Raw genomic sequence first — 22,850 nt, 5'->3', positions numbered from 1 at the left:
GGGGCGTCTCACTTTAACGAAAGCAAGCCTAAAATTATCAACAGGACACATATGACAACACATTCTTTTAACTTACTTGCCGTAGCGGTGAGTTTAGCGCTGACCGCGACTTCTACGCAGGCTCAAGAAGCACAGGGTACAAAAGTCGATAAAAATATAGAGCAAATATCAGTGCTTGGTTCGAGAGTGGCTAATCGGACTGCTACAGAGTCTTCATCTCCGATTGATTTAATTGATGCTGATACATTAAACAAAGGGGGCTTTACTGAGCTTGGTCAAAGCTTACAAGCAACCGCACCATCTTTTAACTTTTCTCGTACTCAGGTGTCTGACGGATCAGACTTATTTAGGCCGGCTACATTGCGTGGTTTGCAACCAGATCAAACGCTTGTGCTTATAAACGGCAAACGCCGTCATAATCAGTCTATTTTTGGTTTAAATGGTACTGTCGGCGCGGGTGCTGCTGGTACTGATATGAATGCGATTCCACTGACAGCCCTAAAAGGGGTTGAGGTACTTCGAGATGGAGCTGCTGCGCAGTATGGATCAGATGCTATTGCAGGGGTTATCAACTTATCGCTAAATGATTCGACGGGAATAACTACAGGGTATGTGCAAGCAGGAAGTACAGGCGAAGGTGACGGCGATACAATATCGATTGGTTTGAATCGTGGTTTTGATTTAGGCGACGAAGGGGGTTTTATTAACTTTTCAGCCGAATATCGAGACGCTGACGGTACTAACCGAGCACAGCGAGACACAGGGGGAGCTTTAGGCGAGCCAGCAGGGACTTTATCTGATGATGTACGTTGGGGACAAGGTAATGCTGATAGCGAATTTACATCGTTATTCTATAATATGGCTTTGCCGCTAGGCGATATTGAGCTGTATTCATTTGGCGGTTTTTCAAATAGAACCGCATTAGGCAATGGTTTTTACCGTAATTACAACGAAGCTGCCAAAAATGTAGTGCAAGTATACAGTGATGGCTTTTTGCCACGTATTGATAATGAAGCTGAAGATATCTCGGTAGCCTTAGGGTTTCGTGGTGAACTGAATACAGATTGGAGCTATGACTTATCAGCTGTGTATGGTGAAAATAGCTATGACTTTACGTCAAAAAATACCATAAATGCTTCTTATGCTGCTGAGTATGTAGCGAATAACCCTGATGCAAGTGATGCAGATATTGCCGCAAATGCGGGCCCAACAGGTGGTTATTCTGGTGGTTTTAGATTTGATCAAACCACCGTTAATGCCGATTTAAACGGTATTTTAGATATTGGTCGTAGTGAGCCTGTTTATGTATCGGTAGGTGCTGAATACCGAAAAGAGAATTATCAAATAGTGCCTGGCGAAGCAGCCTCATACGCATGCGGCTTAGCGAACACCGATACTTCATATCCTGCGGTCAATGATGAGGGGGTATTTGCTGAGTGTGGTTTTCAAGCTTATAACGGTTTACGTCCAGAAGCGTCAAACAAAGAAAGCCGCCACAGCTACGCTTTTTATGTAAATGCTGAAACCTTAATTACCGATGCGTGGCAAGTCAGTACCGCACTTCGTTATGAAGACTTCTCTGATGCAGGTGATGACATCATTGGTAAGCTGGCAACTCGATATGAAATTACAGACGACTTTGCCGTTCGTGGAGCGATTTCATCAGGGTTTAGAGCACCATCATTACAACAAAGTGCATACACTGCCTACACCACTAACCTAGGTGCTGGTGGTGTGTTGTTACAATCGTTCACTGCAACGGCGGGGTCTGATTTCCCTTCAGCACTCGGCGTGGATAATTTAGGTCTTGAAAGCTCTGAAAATTTAAGTGCAGGCTTTGTATATAACGTAAGTAGTGAATTATCGTTAACGGTTGATTTCTATCATGTTGAAATTAAAGACCGCATTACGTTAGGCAGCTTGATGTCGGCAAATGATGTGGCGTTTAGTCCAGAAGCTGTCGCTGCGCTAAATGCAACGGGTGCTCAGCAAGCTAATTACTTTTCAAACTCTGTTGATTCAACGACCAAAGGGGTGGATATTATTGCCTCTTACCGCACTGATTTGTACGAAGGTAACTTCTCTGCGACTTTTGCAGGTAATTTAAATGACACAGAAATTGATGATGTTAATGCGCCAGAAGGGATCCCTGATTCAGTTGCTCTTGATGACTTACAACGTAGCTTTTTAACTGATGGACAACCGGGTGAGCGCGCAACACTTACTTTTGAGTATGATCGCGGTGATTTCAATAGCATGGTACGTTTTAATTATTACGGCGAAACGGATGTTAAATACTTTGGTAATGATCACATAGGCCTACCTGATGAGCTATCGCCAACAGGCGAGTTCAAAGATACCAGCACTGTTGAATCAGCGGTATTAGTTGATGTTAATGTTGGCTATCAATTGACCGATGAACTGATGCTATCAGCAGGTATTGATAATATTTTTGATGTAACACCTGATGAGTTAGGTGAAGACGAGGTGCTTGATTTTATTACTAATAAAGCCTTTAAGTATCCTGTTCGTGCTTTACCTTATGGTTTTGATGGCATGACTTATTACGCAAAACTGAGCTTTAGCTTTTAACGCAATCAAGCTGCAATTTTAAAACTTAAAATAGCGCCATTTGGCGCTATTTTCATTCCTAAATCTAAACAGATGCAAAAGCTGCACCATGCACTATTACAAAACGTAATAAGGAATGGTTGTACAATGACAATTGTAAAAAGCGACAGGTGTCACTATAATGAATGACAGATGTCGATTTTCGGCGAGGTGAAATATGAATGTGATTGAAACAGATTACCTAGGTGTTGTTACCGATGGCAGAGTGACCGTTCACTCCAATACAATAGATGAAATCAATGTTGCCACGCAGGGGGTGACAGTCAGTGCTATTAAATCTCTTGGTAAAGAGCTAAATTGGGATGCTAATATTCTAGCGACTTCAATAGGCACAACGACGCGTACTCTGGAGCGTTATAGCAAAGACAGAAAACGCCTTAATGCTAAGCTAAGTGAAAACGCCTTAGAGGTTGCACGTATTTCTTCACAAGGTATAGCCTATTTTGGTGATGTTAAACGTTGGAATGAATGGCTTAGTACTCCTAACATTCAGTTTGCTAATCAAGAGCCGAAATCGGTGATTCATACCATTCGCGGTCGAGCCCTTATTAAGCGTGTTATTTTAGGGCTTGAGTATGGGTTTACTGCTTAATGATTTGTTATCGGATCGCACCTAAAGTACATAACGACCTAACTAACGCGTTATCTGGATTAGGTGGCTTGTATGCGCAGGGACGGTGGCATTTTGTTGGTAAGCCAATAGTGTATACCGCTAGCTCACGATCACTGGCAATGCTTGAACGTTTAGTGAATGACACAACGGATATTTTAAGTAAAAACCTGAGTATCACAACGATTCAAATACCCGATGACCTAAAAGTTATCAGGTTAGTTGCTTCAGAGCTGCCAAAAGCATGGGATGATCACCCTTATATTGCTGATACTCAGGCGTTAGGCTCTAATTGGCTTGCTTCGATGGAGGCCGCGGTGCTTCAAGTTCCCTCCAGTTTATGTCCAGACGAATATAACTTTTTAATAAACCCACTACATAAAGATATCAGTCGTATTCAAAGCATTGATTGTCAAAACTTTCTTTACCCTAATCGGCTAGCCGCAAAACTTTGAGGCCACTTAAAGTCGTTGATGTGGTCTATGTATTTTCTGATGTGGTAACACGCTCGCAAATCTCACGCATTTGTTGCTTAATTTGCGGCTCTTTTTCATCAAATAGTTTATTTATACAATCAATGTAGGCTTGATTTTCCTCAAACGGAACGCCAATTTCGTAAGCATCAGCGGCTTGACGTAGCATTTCCTTATCAAACTCAGTGAATATATCGACCATTTCTTGGGCTTTTTCTCGCTCAATACCGAGAGCTTCAAAAGCTGAACGCCCCATTCTCATCGTGCTGTCAAACGTTTCGCGAATGATATCCCGACAACCATAGGCCCATAAATCGTAAACATGATGGCGGTCTACTGCGCGCGCAACAACATGTAAATGTGGGTAGTTATGCATCGCATAACGTACCAGTTTAGTTATTTGTTCGGCATCATCTAAGGCAACGATGAGCAAATTTGCATTTTCAATCCCAGCAGCATTAAGTAAATCAGGACGCGTTGCATCACCAAAGAAATTACGAATTCCAACCCGCTCGAGTGCATCAAGCTGCTTATAATTATAGTCAATCACGGTCGTTTTATAGCCACCAGCTTGTAAAATACGATCGACAAGGCCACCCATGCGGCCAGATCCTGCAATGATCACATGGCTATCGTCAGGGAAGCTTTCTTCTCTATTGCCTTGCTCTGTAATATACCTTGGTGCAATAACACGTTGATAAATAATGAATAAAGCAGGCGAAATCAGCATTGATAGTGTGACAGTTAAAAGTAGCTGATCAGCAACGCCCGAATCGAGCACATTATTTGCCACACTATAGGCTAAAAGGACAAAGCCAAATTCCCCCGCTTGCGCAAGTCCAAGAGCTAGTAGCCAAGATGCTGCGCCTTTTAAGCCAAATAATCGTCCGAGTAAAAACAACACGAGTGCTTTTGTGATAACAAGGGCGAATGTTAACAACACCGTCACCATAAAATTATCAGTGAGTAGTTGAAAGTTTATTCCAGCACCAACGGTGATAAAAAACAGTCCTAATAATAAGCCTTTAAATGGCTCAATATTACTTTCAAGCTCATGTTTATAAGGAGAGTTGGCAAGCACGACACCTGCTAAAAATGTGCCTAATGCAGCAGATAACCCGACCAAGGACATCATTAACGCGATGCCGATTACAAAAAGTAACGCCGTAGCGGTGAATAATTCCCGAAGTCTAGCCAGCGCGACAAAGCGAAAAAGAGGCGCTGTTAGATAATTTCCACCAAATATGACCAAGGCAATCATCCCAAGCGTTACCAATGCTGCCTGCCAACTTTCAAGATCCGCAACAAGACTAAGCCCACTGTGAGAACTTTGAGCTGCACTACTTATACCTTGAGATAGATCGGGTAAAGCCAATAAAGGAATAAAAGCCAACATAGGGATCACAGCAATATCTTGTGTGAGTAATACGCTAAATGAAGCTTGCCCACCATCTGACTTTAATAGCCCTCTTTCTGAGAGGGTCTGTAATACAATGGCGGTGGATGAAAGAGATAAAATTAAGCCAATTGTAACAGCCGTTTGCCATGTGTGCCCGAGCAAAATAGCGACTGTAGCTAAAACCGTACTAGTTATAATAACTTGCCCGCCACCAAGACCTATTAGTTGCTTACGCATTGACCATAATATTTGGGGTTCTAATTCAAGGCCGACGATAAATAACATCATCACAACTCCAAACTCAGCAAAATGTTGAATTGCAATGACATCGACATTCAGTGCATTGAGTAGCGGGCTAATAGCGATACCAGCAAGTAAATAGCCAAGCACTGAGCCCAAACCCAACTTAGTGGCAATAGGTACTGCAACAATACCAGCTATTAGAAAAATGAAGGCGATTAGGAGGATGTCTGCCATTTTTGACCTTTTTTATGATAAACAGTGTATTAGCATATTTAGTAACTATGGTTGTTTTAAAAAGTATTGCCAATAGGGAAAGCAAGAAAACACTAAATGGGTTGAAAAATAAAAAATCATCCTCAAGTTCGTTAAAGCAGTGAGTAAAACAGAAATTTTTTTAAAACCACTTGCTTAGCTTTAAACCGTGTATATAATCGCGGCACTTTAAATAGGAGCAATAAATGAGCAAAAAGAAACATAACCAAAGCCAAGTTGATACTGGTCGCGGTGTTATTAATGACAATGTCTATGCGGCATTGGTCACTTCAAAATTATTTAAATCAAAGGTAGAAAAAGCTAAAAAAGGTAAAGGCGCTTACCAACGTAAGGCAAAACATGCAGGGCGAGAGTCCTATTTAATCGCTGCTTAGATTTTAGTTGTGATCAAATAGGATTTTTACAGAAAAGCAAACTGGCAAAGTTTGCTTTTTTTATACCTCAAATTTGCTTCTAAGCTGAAAAGTGAACAGAGAAGAACAAAAAATACACAAAATTTTTATACATTTTTTTCTAAAAACTAGATTATTCGTTATATACCCAAATAAGAAACGTATTTTATTTGCCGTTTTAACCCGTTTCTCCCTGCCTTTAATTCAAAAACCCTGTGTTAATCATAGTTAGCAAGGTTAATTTGCTGTTAACTTTGTGTTCACTTTTTAGTTGTAGAATCCTCCCTCGGTTTCATTAAGAGTAAATGGATTCATTCTTTTTGGTTTGTAACTAAGCATTTTACGCCCAAAAGGATTTGATTTTTACCTTTTATCGGTAATTTTAAGGTTGACCCATTTGTTTTTTGTGTTACTTTTAAGTTGGAAATGTAAAATAAATGTTATAACAACCTTGGGCGGAGGGAGCGAATGAGCTCACATCAATTTATAAAAAATGCCTTTAAGCTAAGTGCAATGTCACTTGGATTATATGGCTTTACAGCACAAGCTGCAGTTGATTGCAGTAATCTAGAAGTATGGCAACAAGGACAAACGCACGTTGGCGGTAGCCAAGTTCAGGCTAATAATAATGCCTATGAAGCCAAGTGGTGGACACAGTCAAACCCCGTGGAGAATTCTGGTACGGATCAAGAGTGGCGTTTTTTGGGAGCTTGTGACAGCGTTGTCACTGATAATCAAGCTCCTCAAGTCAATAGCTTAACACCTGCTGATGGTTCTTTATTTAATAGTGGTGACAGCGTTGTCATTGATGCGCAGGCGAGCGATGTCGATGGCAGTGTCGCCAGTGTTGAGTTTTTTGTTGATAATGTTTCGGTTGCTGTTGTTAGTGCACCGCCGTATTCAACTAACTGGCAAGCGGTCGCTGGTAGCCATGTTATAAGTGCCGTTGCAACGGACGATTTAGGTTTAGCATCGGCTGCCGTAGCTAACACGGTGAGTGTGTCGGATGTTGTGGACCCAACAAATCAAGCACCCACAGCCAGCATTGAGTTTAGTGCTGTACCCAATGAAATTACCGTTGGCTCACAGCTTGTGTTTGCACTATCTGGCTCAGACAGTGATGGTCAAGTAACAGGACTTAGTTTGTCTGAAAATGGCACCGCTGTTCATCAAGCTAATACTGCATCTTCAAGCTATACATGGCAGGCTACCGCTTTAGGTCAAGTTACTTTCATGTTAACGGTCACCGATAACGAAGGTGCGACTGGCACAGCAACTAAAGTTGTTAATGTTGTTGAAGCAACCCCACCTGGTGCAGATTGTAAACCACAAGGCTTATATCAAACTCCAGGCGTAAATACGCCGTATTGTACTGTGTATGATGCAAATGGTCGTGAAAAAATGGGTGCAGATCACCCACGCCGTGTTATTGGCTACTTCACAAGCTGGCGAAATGGTGCAAATGGTCAACCTAGTTACTTAGTAAACGATATTCCATGGGATAAGATCACGCACATTAACTATGCATTTGCTCATGTTGATGCTAACAACAAGGTATCAATTGGCGACCCTAATGCGCCTGGTAACCCAGCCACTAATATGACTTGGCCTGGTGTGTCCGGTGCAGAGATGGATCCAAGCTTTAGTTACTCAGGTCACTTTAATCTTCTCAACAAGTTTAAGAAACAACACCCAGATGTAAAAACACTGATTTCTGTTGGTGGTTGGGCCGAAACAGGTGGCTACTTTGGTGCTGATGGTACACGTGTTAATAGTGGTGGTTTTTACACTATGACAACGAATGCTGATGGTTCAATAAACCAAGCTGGTATTAACGCTTTCGCGAAAAGTGCAGTTGAGTTCATCGAAAAATATGGGTTTGATGGGGTTGATATTGATTATGAATACCCTTCATCAATGAATGACTCAGGTCATCCGGATGATTTCCCAATTTCGAATGCACGCCGTGCGGGTTTAAATGCATCGTATCGTGTTCTTATGGAAAAACTTCGTGAAGAACTTGATATTGCCGGCCAAAAAGCGGGTAAACATTACTTACTAACAATCGCTTCTCCATCTTCAGGCTACTTGTTACGTGGTATGGAAACTTTTCAAAGTGTTAAGTACCTAGATTATGTGAACATTATGTCTTACGACTTACACGGTGCATGGAACTCGCACGTGGGTCACAATGCTGCATTGTTCGATACAGGCCTTGATTCAGAGCTTGCGCAATGGGGTGTGTATACAACGGCAGAATTTGAAGGTATTGGTTACTTAAATACAGATTGGGCTGTACGTTATTTCCGCGGTGCAGTATCTGCGGGTCGTATCAACATTGGTATTCCATATTATACCCGTGGTTTCAAAGATGTATCTGGCGGTACAAATGGATTATGGGGACAAGCTGCACTGCCTGACCAATCTAAATGTGCTAAAGGAACCGGTGTTGGTGAGAAGAACAAATGTGGTAACGGTGCATTAGGTATCGATAACCTGTGGCATGATAAAAATGACGCTGGTGAAGAAATGCCTGCTGGCTCAAACCCACTATGGCATGCTAAAAACTTAGAAAACGGTATTAACCCGTCTTATCTTGAAATCTATGGTTTAACACCAAGTACTGATCCAAATGATGTATTAACAGGCACTTATACACGTCATTACGACAATGTGGCTGTGGCTCCATGGTTATGGAATGCAGATAAAAAAGTATTCTTATCAATCGAAGATGAGCAATCAATGGCAACCAAAGTTGATTACGTTATCAACAACGGCCTTGGTGGCATCATGTTCTGGGAGCTTGCTGGTGACTTTGATTATGACTCAGCAAAAGGTGAGTACTTCATGGGTTCAAGCCTAACGACACTTGCTTACAATAAGTTTAATCAAAGTGGTGTTGCGTATGACACGCATCAAGGTAACGTTAATTTCACTGTACCGAGTGAAGCGGTTGATGTCAGCTTTACAGTGAAAGACTTCCCAATTGGTGATGATAACTACCCAATTTCGCCTACATTCTCATTCACCAACAATTCAAATATTGATTTAAGCGGTGCGAAAATCAGTTTTGATGTACCTGTATCTACATCAGCTATTTTCAAATCAAATTGGAATGCTCAAGAAAAACTGGGTATGGCTGTGGATGTGAATGGCTCGAATGCGGCTGGTAATAACATTGGTGGCTATGAAAATGAGTTCCATCGTTTTTCTATCACGCTTACAAATGAGTGGGGCGGTATCGAAAAAGCCTTTAATACAGGCCAAACCGTAAATGCCCAAGTGATGTATTACATGCCAATTACTGGCCCAAGTAACTTCACGATTGAAAAGGGTGGTAAAACATACGCGTTCAAATATGAGTACCCAATGTTACCAGATGCCGTTCCTGGCACGCCAAATTCAGGCAGTGACACAGGCGGTAACACTGGTGGAAATGGTGCGACATGTGAAGGTGTTGATGTAACAAGTATCCCTGTTTATCCAAACTGGCCGCAAACAGATTGGGCAGGTAACCCAACTCATGCTCTAGGCGGCGATCTTATGAATCACAACAATGTGGTTTACGAAGCAAAGTGGTGGACAAGCGCAGAGCCAGGCACAACAGCTGACTGGACAGTGAGTTGCACACTTTAACTCAATAAAGCGGAGCAAGGAGATTGCTCCGCGTTTCTACAGCGAGAACACAACAATGAAAATTATTAAATCGAAGGCATTGTCTTTATCGGCAGTGGCAAGCACCATGCTGCTTGGCTTTGCATCAAGCCATGTTAATGCCCACGGATTTTTAGAAAGTCCTAAAGCACGTCAGGCGATTTGTAATGCTGATGGTGGTTATTGGTGGCCTGATGATGGCAGTGGTATTCCAAATCTAGCTTGTCGAGCAGCATTTGTTGAATCAGGGCATGTACAGTTTGTACAAGATATTGAGTTTTCGGCGAATACCGCCGATTACACCAACATTGCCGCGGTAAAACAAAGTGTACCCGATGGGGCATTATGTGCCGCAGGAGATAGTGCAAAACGAGGTATGGATTTGCCTTCGCCGCATTGGCAACGCAGTGATGTTATTCCGAATGCGAATGGCGATATTTTAGTCCGCTTTTTAGCAAGCACGCCACATAACCCTAGCTTCTGGGAATTTTACCTAACAAAGCCAGGCTTCGATGGGGCAACGCAAGTTTTAACTTGGAATGACTTAGAGTTAGTTGCTGAATACGGCAACCTCGATTTTGTTATTGATGCAAACAATGATCGTTATTACGAAATGAGTGTCTCAATTCCTGCTGGTCGCAGCGGTGATGCAATCTTGTATACGCGTTGGCAGCGTGAGGATGCCGGTGGTGAAGGTTTTTATAACTGTAGCGATATTACTATTGTAACCGACGCTGGACCAACAGATTCAACAAACTGGTCTGCACTCAGTTACTTTGTTCGTCAAGGGCAAGATGCTGTTGTAGGTGGCAATGTTTCTGCACGTTTGTTTGACGAAGCAGGGCAAGAGTTAGTGACTCAACAAATGCAAATAACCAGCGAAAATCAAGCGAATTGGCAGCAAGCCTTTGCTGAGTTACTCAATCTTAATTACAGTCACCTATTGCAAGTTGGTGTTCAAGGTAGTGATGGCAGTATTGCCTTTAATGCCAACGATGTACTAACAAATCAAGTGTTTGCAACCAATGCAAACTACAGCTTTGCATTAAGTGTACAAGCTGCACCTGAAAACACAGCCCCCATTGTTCATCAACCCGATGATTTACAAGTTAATGAAAATAGCAGTACGAAAGTGCATTTGCATGCCTTTGACGATCAACAAAGCGCATTAACTTATAGCTGGAATATACCTGCACCACTGAGTTTTACAGGCACTGGAGCTGATATCACCATCGTCGCGCCAGAGGTTAATAGCGATACTAGCTACACAGTGACAGCGTCGGTATCAGACGGTGAATTAACCACTCAAACACGTTTTGTTGTGAATGTGCTAGACACCAACACAATACCTACCGAACCAAGCGTACCTGCGTGGGATAGCACGCGCCAATATAACACGGGCGATCAAGTCAGTTTTGGCGGTGGAATTTACAGTGCCAAGTGGTGGAACCAAGGTGCACAGCCTGACAGCAGTGATGCATGGCAGCTTGAAGCGGGTACAGCATCTGAACAATGGACGAGTGGCAAAGCCTATCAGGGCAGTGCCGAAGTAACCTATCAAGGAAAGCGCTATCGCGCACAATGGTGGACTCAAGGTGATGTACCGAGTGAAAGCCAAGTATGGACAGAAATCTAAAGTTTTGTAGTTCAAACTTTTCAATACAGCGTAAAGCTTAATAAAAATAGAGAAAGAGAGAATCATGAATATAAAACAACTAAGCGCAGCCATTGGTGTTGCATTATTCGCAAGTGCAGCAAGTGCTGCTCCTTCAACCCCTGTTCTTAATTGGGAACCACAAGAATACTCATTTGTTGAGGTGAATTTAGAAGGGACTGGATCATATAAAAGCCTTGTGAATCGTGTTGAACAAGTGACCATTAATGTACAGTGGAATGCATGGAGTGGTGATGGCGGCGACAGCTATAAAGTGTATTTTGACAATATGCTTGTAAACGAAGGCACGCTTGCAGCGGGTACTAAAAGTGGTGTAATTAGTTTCCCTTATAATAAAGCCGGTCGTCATACTATGTATGTTGAGCTTTGTGAAGGCGGCACGACTTGTGCGCGCAGTGAAGGCAAACCAATTGTTATTGCTGATACCGACGGCGCACATTTAGCTCCATTGCCTATGGATTATGATCCAAACAATAAAAATATTGGTACAAAGCAAGGGTTAGTCACTGGTGCTTACTTTGTTGAGTGGGGCATTTACGGTCGTGATTTCGATGTAACGAATATTCCTGCTCAAAACTTAACGCACATTTTATATGGCTTTATTCCAATTTGTGGTCCGAATGACTCACTGACCGGTGGACCTAAAAATGCGTTAAATACCGCTTGTGCTGGTTCGCAGGACTTTGAAGTGGTTATTCATGATCCATGGGCAGCTGTTCAAAAAGCACTTCCGGGTGTTGATGCTAATGATCCAATCCGTGGTACATATTCACAGTTAATGGCACTAAAACAGCGTTATCCTGATTTAAAAATCCTACCATCAGTGGGTGGTTGGACGTTATCAGACCCATTCGCGTATTTCACTAACAAGGCAAATCGTGACACCTTCGTCGCCTCGATGAAAGAGTTCTTAAAAACGTGGAAATTCTACGATGGTGTTGATATTGACTGGGAATTCCCAGGTGGTGACGGCGCAAACCCTAATTTAGGTGATCCTGTCGCTGATGGTCCTGCATATGTTGCATTGATGCAAGAGCTTCGCATCATGCTTGATGAGCTAGAAGCTGAAACTGGCCGTCAATATGAGCTCACTTCTGCAATTGGTGCAGGCTACGATAAAATTGAAGATGTTGATTATCAAGCCGCGAGCCAGTACATGGATTATATCTTTGCCATGACGTATGACTTCTATGGCGCGTGGAGCGGTGTAACAGGTCACCAAACAGCACTTTATTGTGGTACGCATTTCCGCCCAGGCCAATGTGATGGTACGGGTGTAGATGCTGGTGGTGTTCCTTATAAAGGCCCTGCTTACACAACCGATAACGCAATTCAATTACTGCTTGCGCAAAATGTTCCATCGAAGAAAATTGTTGTTGGTACAGCAATGTATGGCCGTGGTTGGGAAGGTGTTTACCCTGCGGGCACAACCATTGATGGTAATCCAATGACAGCAACAGGATCGGGTCCATTAAAAGGCAGTAACGCACAAGGTGTGTGGGAAGATGGTGTCATCGATTATAAAGGCATTAAAGCACACATGATTGGTGCATCGGGTACGGGTATAAACGGCTTTGAAGTTGGTTATGATGAACAAGCAAAAGGCGCGTATGTTTGGAATCGTTCTACCGGTAAACTCATCACATATGATAGCCCTGCGTCAGTTATCGCAAAAGGTAACTATGTTAACCAACATAACCTAGGTGGTTTATTTGCATGGGAAATTGATGCGGATAACGGTGATATTCTTAATGCAATGCATGAAGGTTTAGGTGGTACCGTGACTGAGCCGACTAACAATGCACCTGTTGTCTCTGTGTCAGGTTCAGTGACAGTGAATGCGGGTGAAACTGTCTCAGTCAGTGCATCAGCAACAGATGCTGATAACGACCCTCTAAGCTTTAGCTGGACTGCTGATAATGCACTCACTGTATCGGGAGCAAACTCAAATACGCTTGCTATTACAGCACCATCGGTCACTGTTGATACGCGATACATTGCAACAGTGACAGTATCTGATGGCAAAGCAAGTGTAAGCCGTAACGTGACAGTCAATGTCGTTGCGCCCGGTACTGGTGGAAACTCAGCGCCTGTTGTTTCAGCTATTACTGACAAAACCGTTGCAGAAGAGGCAAGCGTAGCCGTCTCAGTTTCTGCAACAGATGCAGATAACGATGCCCTTACTTATAATTGGACTGTACCTGCAGGCCTGACGTTAGTGGGTTCTGGTGCAAATGTGAGTTTGCAGGCGGCTAGTGTTACTGCGGATACAACTTACCCTGTATCGGTTGAGGTAAGCGATGGTCAAGCAGCTACATCAGTCAGCTTCAACGTGACAGTGACAGACTCAGGTACGACTAATCCTCCTGGTAATACAACATGGGATGAAACTGCCATTTATGTGGGTGGTGATACTGTGATGTATAACGGTGTTTTATATACTGCTAAATGGTGGACACAAGGTGATCGTCCAGATCTAGGTGGCGTATGGGAAGCAAGTTCACAGCCTACAGATGCAAATGGTGGTGTAATTTGGCAAGCAGCAGGCACTTATAACAGCGGCGACCAAGTGACTCACCAAGGTACTCAATACGAAGCGAAGTGGTGGACTCAAGGAGACGAGCCAGGCAGCGCTGATGTATGGAAAGCACTTTAAGTGTTTTTTAGCCACATTTGAATGCGTTTCATGATAATGTGATTTCCCTCTAAAGCAGCCGTAAGGCTGCTTTTTTCATACTTGGACGTTTATTTTGGTCTTTTACTTACTATCAACCATACTTTGATAATGATTAACCATAGCCGCTGATAAGTATATTGATGAAGTTAAAAGTGTGTCTTCTGCTTTGTTCGATTTTGCTTTTTACAAAAGCGCTTGGTTGTGAACGCACTTTAAAGGTTGGAATATCTCAGCAATGGGCACCTTATGTGCTTATTCGTGATAAAACGTTTTCTGGTATTGATATTCAGATCTCTGAGTTTGTATTAAGTAAATCTGGGTTTTGCACACAATTTGTTTTACTCCCGTCTTCAAAGCGTGGCTTTGCTGAGCTGCGTTCAGGTAAAGTCGACTTACTTCCCGCTGCAAGTTTTAGTGAGGAACGTGCTCAATTTAGCTACTTTTCAGAGCCTTATAGAAAAGAGGTGATGCGGTTATTTTGGTATCCAAAAAAAGAGTATGCGGCACTTAGTCTAAAAGGATTATTACTCAAAGGTCAGGTTATTTTAATTAATAGTGGTAGCTACTACGGTGAAGAGTTTACAACGCTTAGCCGAATCAAAATGTTTAAAAATCAAATTATGGCGGTACCTAAATTGCAACAACGTTTAGGTATGTTATTAGCAAAAAGAGTCGACTTTTTTATAGATGACGAGCTTGCAGGTCTTTACCTTATAGGGTCCCTTAACTTAAAGGGAATTGAGCTTCATGATTATATTATTAACGATAATTGGGTGTCGTTTATGCTCAGCAAAACAACCTTAACAGCGTCTGAGCGTACTAGAATAAACAACACCATCATTGCACACCAACAAACCATTACAGGCTTGATAGCTGAGCATATTAAAAGCTTTAGCCAAGACGAGTAACACGCAGCTTTATACGCCCAGCATTTGCCCCATAAAAGCGGTTAAGATCGTTTGCAAATGGGCAAAACTCACCTGATTTTGCTATACGGATATCGGCACCTTCTGCGATTTCGAAAAGGTGTTCATCGTTGTTATCAATTGCGCCAATGAGTGCAAACCATTGTGCGTGCGCTAAACGTCGAAATGGCTCGAGTAATGCCATTGGAATTTCTTTCACGCCCAGTTGTATATTATCGCGATGCCAGCCGCCTGGGCCGCAACTAATACCGTCGTCATACCAAATTTGATCAGGGTAAGGCGTAAATCGGTACGTGCCACCTTGCTCTAACATAACACCTGTGTGATTGTATTTTTCAGAACCATACACTAAAACATCCTTGCTTTGGCCAATACTAAGCACAGTCATATTTTGCTTATCAAGCGCAATATGTTGGCATAACCCCTTAAATTTTAACAGGTTGCCATCGTTATAAAGTACGTTATAGGTTAGGCTTTTAAGTGACTCAGGACGATAGCTTGTTAAACGGTTGATTCTATGTGCGACAGTATGGTGAATAGTTGGCGGGTGGTCGCTTTGTTCGTTTTCAATAAGTACACAACATTCACGATCAACGAGTTTGAATAACGGATTGAACCAAAAATAGTTTTGTTGATGACTGAGTGCTAGTGGGTCGGGCGTAACGGTGACATCGTCTTGTGCAATTAAGTTTCGATGCTCTTGTGGGAGTAACGTGTTGTAGTTGATTTCTGCGCTGGTTAAAAGGTTTAGTGCAACTGTTTGTTCAATTAACCACTCAATCGCATATCGTAGGCAAATGTCGGCTAAACCGTCACGATAGTAACCACCACCTACATCGGAATGGGCACCAGCAAACCAAATTTCTTCAACATGGGGCGCTTTATTAATAAGCGTTGGTTCAAAAGCTCTGCGTTTTTCATCAAGTGCAACACAATGAAGGGCGGCTTTAATGTTTGTCGCTAATGTATAGTTTTCAAAAATCACATGCTCAGCGCCACGGGTTGCTTTTGTAACTTTAGAAAACCCTATTGATGCAACAGTATCAAATACACATAAGTAAACATCATCACTAATAAGTGGTTCAAGGCATTTAGCAAAACGCCGTGCTAACGCTGCGCCACGACTAAACCCCGTGAGCAGTACTTTATCGCCAACAGTGTAATAGCTTTTAAAGTCATTAATGGCGCGATTTAAGATACTGGCAACATCATCCCCTTTAGGTGCTAAAGCTTGATTGAAAAGGCGTTTAAAACGACTGCCTTGTGTGCCTATACCTTGATAATAAAAACTAATTTGATTAGGAAATGGTGTTTCTGGCTCACTATTTAGTGCGCCGCCAAATAATAAGTGAAGTTTAAGTATGTTAGAGATACTGGCATCTTCTTTGAAATGTGCTGCGCTAAATTGCTCTGCATCACGGGGTTCGCTGCCAGTGCCATCAAAGTTGAAAATCAGCGTTTTAGGGGTCATAGCGTCATTCCTTTAGTGGTTTGTCATAACATACAAGGCATTTGTTAAAATTTGAAGACAAATTATGCACGATGGTTATTTTTTATTGGTTTTAGTTTTTGGTGTGATGTAAAGAGCTTGGGCAAGAAGGTTTAGAATCTATGCCCAAGGCTGATTTTGAAGAGTGACTTAATTAAGCATAAGTATGACTATAAAGGATGCCACAACCAATCAAGATAAGTGCTATACCGCCAATGGCTTCGGCTTTTTTGCCAACCCAGCCACTCATTACGTTACCAAGTAGTGCGCCGATGGTAACCATAATTGTGGTTGCTAGGCCTATCATGGCCGCTGCTAAGTAAATGTTTACTTTCATGAAGGCAAGGCTAATGCCGACTGTCATAGCGTCTATGCTGGTGCCAACAGCTGTTAGTAATGTTGCAATAAAAGAGCGCTTGGTATTGGGTGCAAATTCCTCTTCGTCATCGCCATCCTCTTTACGGCTTTCAAGCAACATGTGAACGCCAAGACCAACGAGTAGTACAAATGCAATCCAGTGATCAAACGCTTCCACGTAGTGAGCACCGGCACTGCCAATTAGCCAGCCAACAATCGGTGCGATAGCTTCAATACAGCCAAACAGTAACCCAAGTTTAATTGCACTGAGAATACGCGGGTTTTTAAGTGTACTGCCTTTAGTGATTGAAGCTGCAAAAGCATCAGTCGACATTGCAAGCGATAAAACGCTCAGAGTAATAATATTCAATTTTTGCGCCCCACAAAAAGAGCGCATTATACGCTTATGAGCCGTAAACTGATAGGTTAATTTTACAGCTCAATAGTGCCTATTTGGTTTAGTGAAGCTTCATCTTCGGCCTTACAACCCGCAGAACTTTTTCACTGATCCACAGTGCAAAGGTTTTAGCGCTGCCATGGATTGCACGTTGATGCATACGATAGAGCGAAATATACATAAAGCGCGCTATTTTCCCCTCAATAAAAAAGCTATTGCTGGTTAGGTTACCCATTAAACTGCCGACTGTGCTGTAGCGTGATAAGTTGACTAAAGAACCATGGTCACTGTAGGTAAACGTACTCAAAGGCTGATCTTTTAGCGTGGCAATGAGGTTCTTTTCAACACATTGCGCCATTTGATGAGCCGATTGCGCTCTTGGTGGCACTTGTGAGCCATCTTCTTGGGTAAATGCACAGCAATCACCAATCACAAAAATGTCGTCGTTAATACTACTTTGCAGGTATTGGTTCACCTTAATTTGGTTATTGCGGGTAAGCTCAAAGATACCAATGTCTTTAATGAAATCAGGGGCTTTTACACCCGCAGCCCAAACCATAATATCGGCGTTGATATGGTCATCGTTTTTGGTGATAAAGCTGTTTTCTGTGGCTTCTTTTACTTGGGTGCCTTCGCGTACTGTTACTCCTAACTTAACTAGCTCGCGTTTAGCTGAGTTTGCAATGCGCTCGGGTAAAGCGGGCAAAATTCGCGGCCCCGCTTCAATTAAATCAATGTGTAAGCGTTTGGCGGTCATTTTATTTAGGCCATACATTTTTAGCATGTCTGACACATGATAAAGCTCTGCCGACAGTTCAACCCCCGTTGCACCACCACCCACTATGGCAATAGTTAAAGAATGTTGTGGGTCGTCATCTTGATGTAAACGGGTGAAGTTATCGAGTAAAGCATGCTGAAAGCGTTCAGCTTGTTGGTTTGAGTCAAGGTAAAAACAGTGCTTGTTGACCCCTGGGGTATTAAAGTCGTTACTCACACTGCCTATGGCAAGTACGAGGTAGTCATAGCTGACTTGGCGCTCGGGTAAAATTCGGTGGCCAAGTTCGTCTTTTAACTCGCTTAAAGTAATGGTTTTGTTGGTTTGATCTAAGTGGCAAAAGCTGCCGAGTTGAAAATTATAATGATGTTTTGCTGCATGAGCTGAGTATACAACGCCGTCTAAATCGGCATCAATCGACCCCGTCGCTACTTCATGAAGTAACGGCTTCCAAATATGGCTGCGGTTTTTATCGATTAAAAGTATCTCTGCTTGGCGTTTTTTCCCGAGTTTGTGTCCTAATTGTGTTGCTAGTTCTAAGCCACCAGCGCCACCACCGATTATCACGATTTTAGGAGGTTGGTTAATCATTGCGTTGCCCTCAAAAGTATAATACCTAAACACTCTTGAGAAAAAGCGCTTAGGTATTGCAAATCCATCCATCAATACCCCATGGCAACGGCTCTATTGTGCGCCTTTTTGCTTGTTTTGTCAGCAAAAGTTAAGAACAATGTGGCGCTTTTTATCCTATTTACATGCTTGGGCGAAAACAGGAAACGCGTTAGTATGGTATATCAGTTTTTTAAACACCTATCATTTCAGAATAAAGGAAATGAACGAAGGGATCAGGATGACTACGTCACTACATGCATCGCTAAATCAGTACTTTGGCTTTGATGAATTTCGCCAAGGGCAGCAACAAACCATTGAGCAGTTATTAAATCAGCAATCGTCGTTGGCTATTTTCCCAACTGGCTCGGGAAAGTCGTTGTGTTATCAATTAACAGCTATGCATTTACCTAATTTGACCTTAGTGGTGTCGCCATTATTGGCGCTGATGAAAGATCAAATTAGTTTTTTAAACAGTAAAGGCATCTATGCGGCAAGCCTAGATTCAAGCCAAACCAGTGAGCAAAGCCATACGGTAATGAGCGACGTGCGTGCGGGGAAGGTGAAAATTTTAATGGTCTCAGTGGAGCGCTTTAAGAATGAGCGCTTTCGTGAATTCATTAAACAAGTGCCTATTTCAATGCTGGTGGTTGATGAAGCACACTGTATATCTGAATGGGGTCACAACTTTAGGCCTGACTATTTAAAACTGCCGCGCTATCGTGAAGAGCTTAATATTCCGCTGGTATTGCTACTCACCGCTACCGCTACCAAAAAAGTAAAGCGCGATATGTGCGAGCGCTTTGCCATTGCCCCAGAATGTGTAGTGCAAACTGGCTTTTACCGAAGCAACCTCGATTTATCAGTGCTCAGTGTTGCAAGCCAAGAAAAACCTCAGCAGTTAGCAAGTATTTTAGCCAGCCAACAAGGTGCTGGGATTGTCTATGTCACCTTACAACATACCGCCGAGCAAGTAGCCGAAGGCTTGAGGGGAGCAGGCATTAATGCGGTGGCCTATCATGCTGGCCTTGACGATGATAAACGCTGGCAAATTCAAGATGATTTTATGGCGGGTAAAATCAATATCGTGGTGGCAACCATTGCTTTTGGGATGGGGGTTGATAAGTCTGATATTCGTTTTGTGATCCACTATGATTTGCCAAAATCGATTGAAAATTATAGCCAAGAGATTGGCCGCGCAGGGCGAGATGGTGCGCCATCAAACTGCTTTACTCTGGCAAACTTAGATGGCTTAAATACCGTTGAAAACTTCGTTTATGCCGACACGCCAGAGCAAAGTGGGATTGAGTATGTCATTAATAACATTCGTAACGAGCAAACGAACAACCAGTGGGAAATGCAAGAGTACAGCTTATCGAGCGACAGTAATATTCGTGCTTTAGCGTTAAAAACCTTACTGGTGCAGTTAGAAATGCAAGGGGCTATTACGCCTTTATATGCCTATTACGCCGATTTTAAATATAAGTTTTTAACGGATCAAAACGAGCTGCTTAGCCAGTTTGATGCTGACCGACAAGCATTTTTACAACAGGTATTCAAATACACTGAGTTTAAGAAAATTTGGGGCACACTTAATTTTGATGCGTTAACCCGTGCTACTCAAGTTGACAGAAAACGCGTGGTTGCTGCGCTCGATTATTTGGCCGAAAAGGGTCATATCGCTCTTGAAACTAAACGTATTACGCAAGTGTATGAGGTGAATAACACAGTAATAAGCCACGCTAATTTAGCACAGCAACTCCACCACTACTTTATCGAAAAAGAACAGGCCGAAATTAAGCGTATTGCCACTTTAGTACGCTTTTTTGAGTTAGATAGCTGCTTAAGTTACAACTTAGCCCGCTATTTTGATGACCAAAATGCACCCCAGCAATGTGGCCATTGTTCAGTGTGTAGAGGCCAGCAGGTAAAACTTAGCTATTCATTAGTGCATCAAATGCCTGAGCAAAATGTGATTGCCAGTAAAGTTACAGAGCTTAAACAGCACCTAGCAAATAAAGGGTTTAGTGATGTCAGCATCGACACCCAGTGCCGTTTTTTAGCGGGCATGAGCGTGCCTTTATTTACCCGTAATAAAGTCAGGCAGCTATCAGGTTTTGGCCTTTGTGAGCAGCAACGATACAGTGACATTAAAGCCTTGCTACAGCAGTTGTAGCAGGGCTTTAGGTGTACAGTTTTAACGCTAAAAAGTATCATAACTGTACACTTAGCCAATTTGAATACTGGTAGTAGGGTAGGTCAAAGGTTGGCTGTGCTGGCGAGCAAAACAATATGCAAACGTGAGTGGGCCAACTCGACCTATTAACATCAGCAGTATGATAATGAGCTGACTAGGTGCGCTTAAATCACCCGTAATCCCCCGCGAAAGGCCAACAGTACTGAGTGCTGAAATCGCCTCAAAGGTGATATCCAGTAACGAGCCTTGTTCAAGCTTGGCAATAACCATAATGCTAATAAAGGCGATAAATAAGTACAGTATCATGACGCTTAATGCCTTGATCACGAGCTTGTCGCTCAACTGGCGGTTAAAAACAGTGACTGTTGTTTGCTGTTTTAAATAACTGCGCATCGCTAAAATTAAGATCACAAAGGTGCCTAGTTTTATGCCGCTCGCCGTACTGACTGAGCCACCACCAATCACCATAAGCAGCATAGTTAGTAGCGTAGAATCTTGGCTTAAGGCATCGATCGGTAAAGTATTAAATCCTGCGGTACGAGGTGTTACTGCTTGAAACCATGCGGTCAGTATTTGCTCTGACGTTGTAAGTGGTGCCAATGTAGCAGGGTTTGCGTGTTCAAATAAAAAGATAAGCAAAAATGCGGTGCTATTGATCACTAAAGTCGCAATTAATACTAGGCGTGTATTGGTTGATAGTGATGACCAACGTTTTTGTTTGTAAATATCAATTAGTACCGTAAACCCTAAACCACCGATAATGAATAAGCCAGTGATCACTAAGTTTACGGTCACATCCCCTTTGAACGCAGATAAGCTATCGCCACTTAAGGCAAAGCCAGCATTATTAAATGCAGAAATCGTATAAAACAAACTGTGGTAAGCACTTTTTACTAAACCATAATCATCAAACCAACTGATAAATAATAAGGAAAACGCTACGGATTCAATAATTAATGAATAGACTAAAACGTATTTAGCGACCTTGATCACTGAAGTTAAATCGTTGGTGTCAAAAGCGCGACTGGCAAGTAAGCGCTGTTGTAAACCGAGGGTTTTTCCTAAACTTAATATTGAAATCACAGCCACTGTCATAAAGCCAATGCCACCAATTTGAATCAGTAGCATCACCACGCTTTGACCAAATACTGTCAGTGCAGTACCTGTATCTATCACTACTAGCCCTGTTACTGTAACCGCAGAGGTTGCTGTAAATAGTGCTTCGAGCCAGCTAATCGGTTGGGTGCTGGCTACAGGGAGCATAAGTAAACTCGTACCCAACATGATTAGTACAATAAAGCCGATAGTGAGCACTAATGGCGGGTTAATTTTTTGCCGCTTGCGACACTTCACACCGCTAAATTGTTTGGGATAAACGTTGGCTTGCCAGTTAATCATAATGCACGAAACCGTTTTGCGAGTTTAGTTAAATAAGTTTTAGAGCCAAGTAGCACCAGACTATCGCCGTGGCGCAGTTCGGTGTCATTAGTCAGCTCAGTATTGAAATAATCATCACGGCGTAGTGTGAGTGGTTTAATATCGCTATTGCGCTCTTTTAGCAGCCAGCCAATTTTGCGACCTGAAAGCTGTAGATCTATGCCCAGTTCAACAATAAACGTGGACTGGTTAAGCGGGAAATATTGATTAACCATAGGGTAGTTAAGTGCTTGTGCAACTCTCACGCCCATTTCCTCTTCAGGGTGAATGATACGTTCAACACCCAGTTTACTTAGGATTTGATGATGGCTTTTGGTACAGGCCTTTACCCAAATTTGCTTTACACCTAAGTTTTTTAAGTGCAATACACATAAAATACTGGCTTCAATATTTTCGCCTATGGCCACCAATACGGCTTGGCAACTGGGTAAATCGAGCCGCGCTAATTGTGTTTCATCACTGGCGTCGACTACCACCGTAAAACTGAGCTGGTCGGCATAGTGATTAACGGTGCTTTCGCTAATATCTGCGGCACATACCGTGTGCCCTTGTTTTGAAAGTTCTAAACAGGCGGTTACGCCAAAACGTCCTAATCCGATTACTGCAAACTGAGCCATTGTTTTTCTCGCTATTGTG

General features: G+C 42.6%; 15 protein-coding genes. 9 read left to right on the top strand and 6 right to left on the bottom strand.

Annotation, left to right across the window (positions count from 1 at the left end; translation table 11 throughout):
• Positions 1-51: 51 nt before the first annotated feature.
• From L3V38_RS09645 to L3V38_RS09635, 3 genes are all read left to right on the top strand, one after another.
• Positions 52-2,592 (top strand): TonB-dependent receptor, encoded by a 2,541-nt coding sequence (locus L3V38_RS09645; RefSeq protein ID WP_237119260.1) that lies wholly within the window; start codon positions 52-54, stop codon positions 2,590-2,592.
• Positions 2,593-2,788: 196 nt separating this feature from the next.
• Complete coding sequence (locus L3V38_RS09640) at positions 2,789-3,223, top strand: antitoxin Xre/MbcA/ParS toxin-binding domain-containing protein (protein ID WP_062567750.1); 435 nt, start codon at positions 2,789-2,791, stop codon at positions 3,221-3,223.
• A complete protein-coding gene (locus L3V38_RS09635) occupies positions 3,223-3,696 on the top strand; it encodes an RES family NAD+ phosphorylase (protein WP_130151934.1) in 474 nt (157 codons plus the stop codon). Before L3V38_RS09640 ends, L3V38_RS09635 begins: the two co-directional genes overlap by 1 nt.
• A gap of 25 nt (positions 3,697-3,721) precedes the next feature.
• Here L3V38_RS09635 and L3V38_RS09630 read toward each other — a convergent pair whose 3' ends face one another.
• On the bottom strand, positions 3,722-5,590 hold the full coding sequence (locus tag L3V38_RS09630; RefSeq protein ID WP_237119259.1) for a cation:proton antiporter: 1,869 nt from the start codon (positions 5,588-5,590) through the stop codon (positions 3,722-3,724).
• 224 nt (positions 5,591-5,814) lie between these two features.
• Between L3V38_RS09630 and L3V38_RS09625 the strand changes: the two genes are divergently transcribed.
• The 5 genes from L3V38_RS09625 (at position 5,815) to L3V38_RS09605 (ending at position 14,935) form a co-directional block, all read left to right on the top strand.
• The gene (locus tag L3V38_RS09625; protein ID WP_062567747.1) at positions 5,815-6,003 is read left to right on the top strand and encodes a ribosome alternative rescue factor ArfA; all 189 of its coding nucleotides are present in this window, start codon (positions 5,815-5,817) and stop codon (positions 6,001-6,003) included.
• A gap of 486 nt (positions 6,004-6,489) precedes the next feature.
• Positions 6,490-9,657: a glycosyl hydrolase family 18 protein gene (locus L3V38_RS09620; protein WP_237119258.1), complete on the top strand. Its 3,168-nt coding sequence runs from the start codon at positions 6,490-6,492 to the stop codon at positions 9,655-9,657.
• 55 nt (positions 9,658-9,712) lie between these two features.
• Complete coding sequence (locus L3V38_RS09615) at positions 9,713-11,311, top strand: lytic polysaccharide monooxygenase (protein WP_237119257.1); 1,599 nt, start codon at positions 9,713-9,715, stop codon at positions 11,309-11,311.
• A gap of 64 nt (positions 11,312-11,375) precedes the next feature.
• Entirely contained in the window at positions 11,376-14,006 is a 2,631-nt protein-coding gene (locus L3V38_RS09610) for a glycosyl hydrolase family 18 protein (protein WP_237119256.1), read from the top strand.
• Positions 14,007-14,167: 161 nt separating this feature from the next.
• Complete coding sequence (locus L3V38_RS09605; RefSeq protein WP_237119255.1) at positions 14,168-14,935, top strand: transporter substrate-binding domain-containing protein; 768 nt, start codon at positions 14,168-14,170, stop codon at positions 14,933-14,935.
• Here L3V38_RS09605 and L3V38_RS09600 read toward each other — a convergent pair.
• The 3 genes from L3V38_RS09600 to L3V38_RS09590 form a co-directional block, all read right to left on the bottom strand.
• Positions 14,919-16,424 (bottom strand): DUF2235 domain-containing protein, encoded by a 1,506-nt coding sequence (locus L3V38_RS09600; RefSeq protein WP_237119254.1) that lies wholly within the window; start codon positions 16,422-16,424, stop codon positions 14,919-14,921. The two genes, L3V38_RS09605 and L3V38_RS09600, sit on opposite strands and share 17 nt — an antisense overlap.
• 172 nt (positions 16,425-16,596) lie before the next feature.
• A complete protein-coding gene (locus L3V38_RS09595; protein ID WP_237119253.1) occupies positions 16,597-17,169 on the bottom strand; it encodes a manganese efflux pump MntP family protein in 573 nt (190 codons plus the stop codon).
• 88 nt (positions 17,170-17,257) lie between these two features.
• On the bottom strand, positions 17,258-18,562 hold the full coding sequence (locus tag L3V38_RS09590) for an NAD(P)/FAD-dependent oxidoreductase (RefSeq protein WP_237119252.1): 1,305 nt from the start codon (positions 18,560-18,562) through the stop codon (positions 17,258-17,260).
• Positions 18,563-18,821: 259 nt separating this feature from the next.
• On the opposite strand from L3V38_RS09590, the gene L3V38_RS09585 reads away from it, so the two are divergent.
• Positions 18,822-20,756 (top strand): RecQ family ATP-dependent DNA helicase, encoded by a 1,935-nt coding sequence (locus L3V38_RS09585; protein ID WP_237119251.1) that lies wholly within the window; start codon positions 18,822-18,824, stop codon positions 20,754-20,756.
• 51 nt (positions 20,757-20,807) lie between these two features.
• Here L3V38_RS09585 and L3V38_RS09580 read toward each other — a convergent pair whose 3' ends face one another.
• The gene (locus L3V38_RS09580; RefSeq protein ID WP_237119250.1) at positions 20,808-22,175 is read right to left on the bottom strand and encodes a TrkH family potassium uptake protein; all 1,368 of its coding nucleotides are present in this window, start codon (positions 22,173-22,175) and stop codon (positions 20,808-20,810) included.
• Entirely contained in the window at positions 22,172-22,831 is a 660-nt protein-coding gene (locus L3V38_RS09575) for a TrkA family potassium uptake protein (RefSeq protein ID WP_130151919.1), read from the bottom strand. The genes L3V38_RS09580 and L3V38_RS09575 overlap by 4 nt, the downstream gene beginning before the upstream one ends.
• Positions 22,832-22,850 lie beyond the last annotated feature (19 nt).

Origin of the sequence: Pseudoalteromonas sp. L1 (assembly GCF_021728095.1) — a bacterium.
In the GTDB taxonomy this organism is placed as follows: Bacteria; Pseudomonadota; Gammaproteobacteria; order Enterobacterales; family Alteromonadaceae; genus Pseudoalteromonas.
The sequence above is the reverse complement of the archived record's forward strand: the minus strand, read 5'-3'. Positions and strand labels throughout refer to the sequence as shown.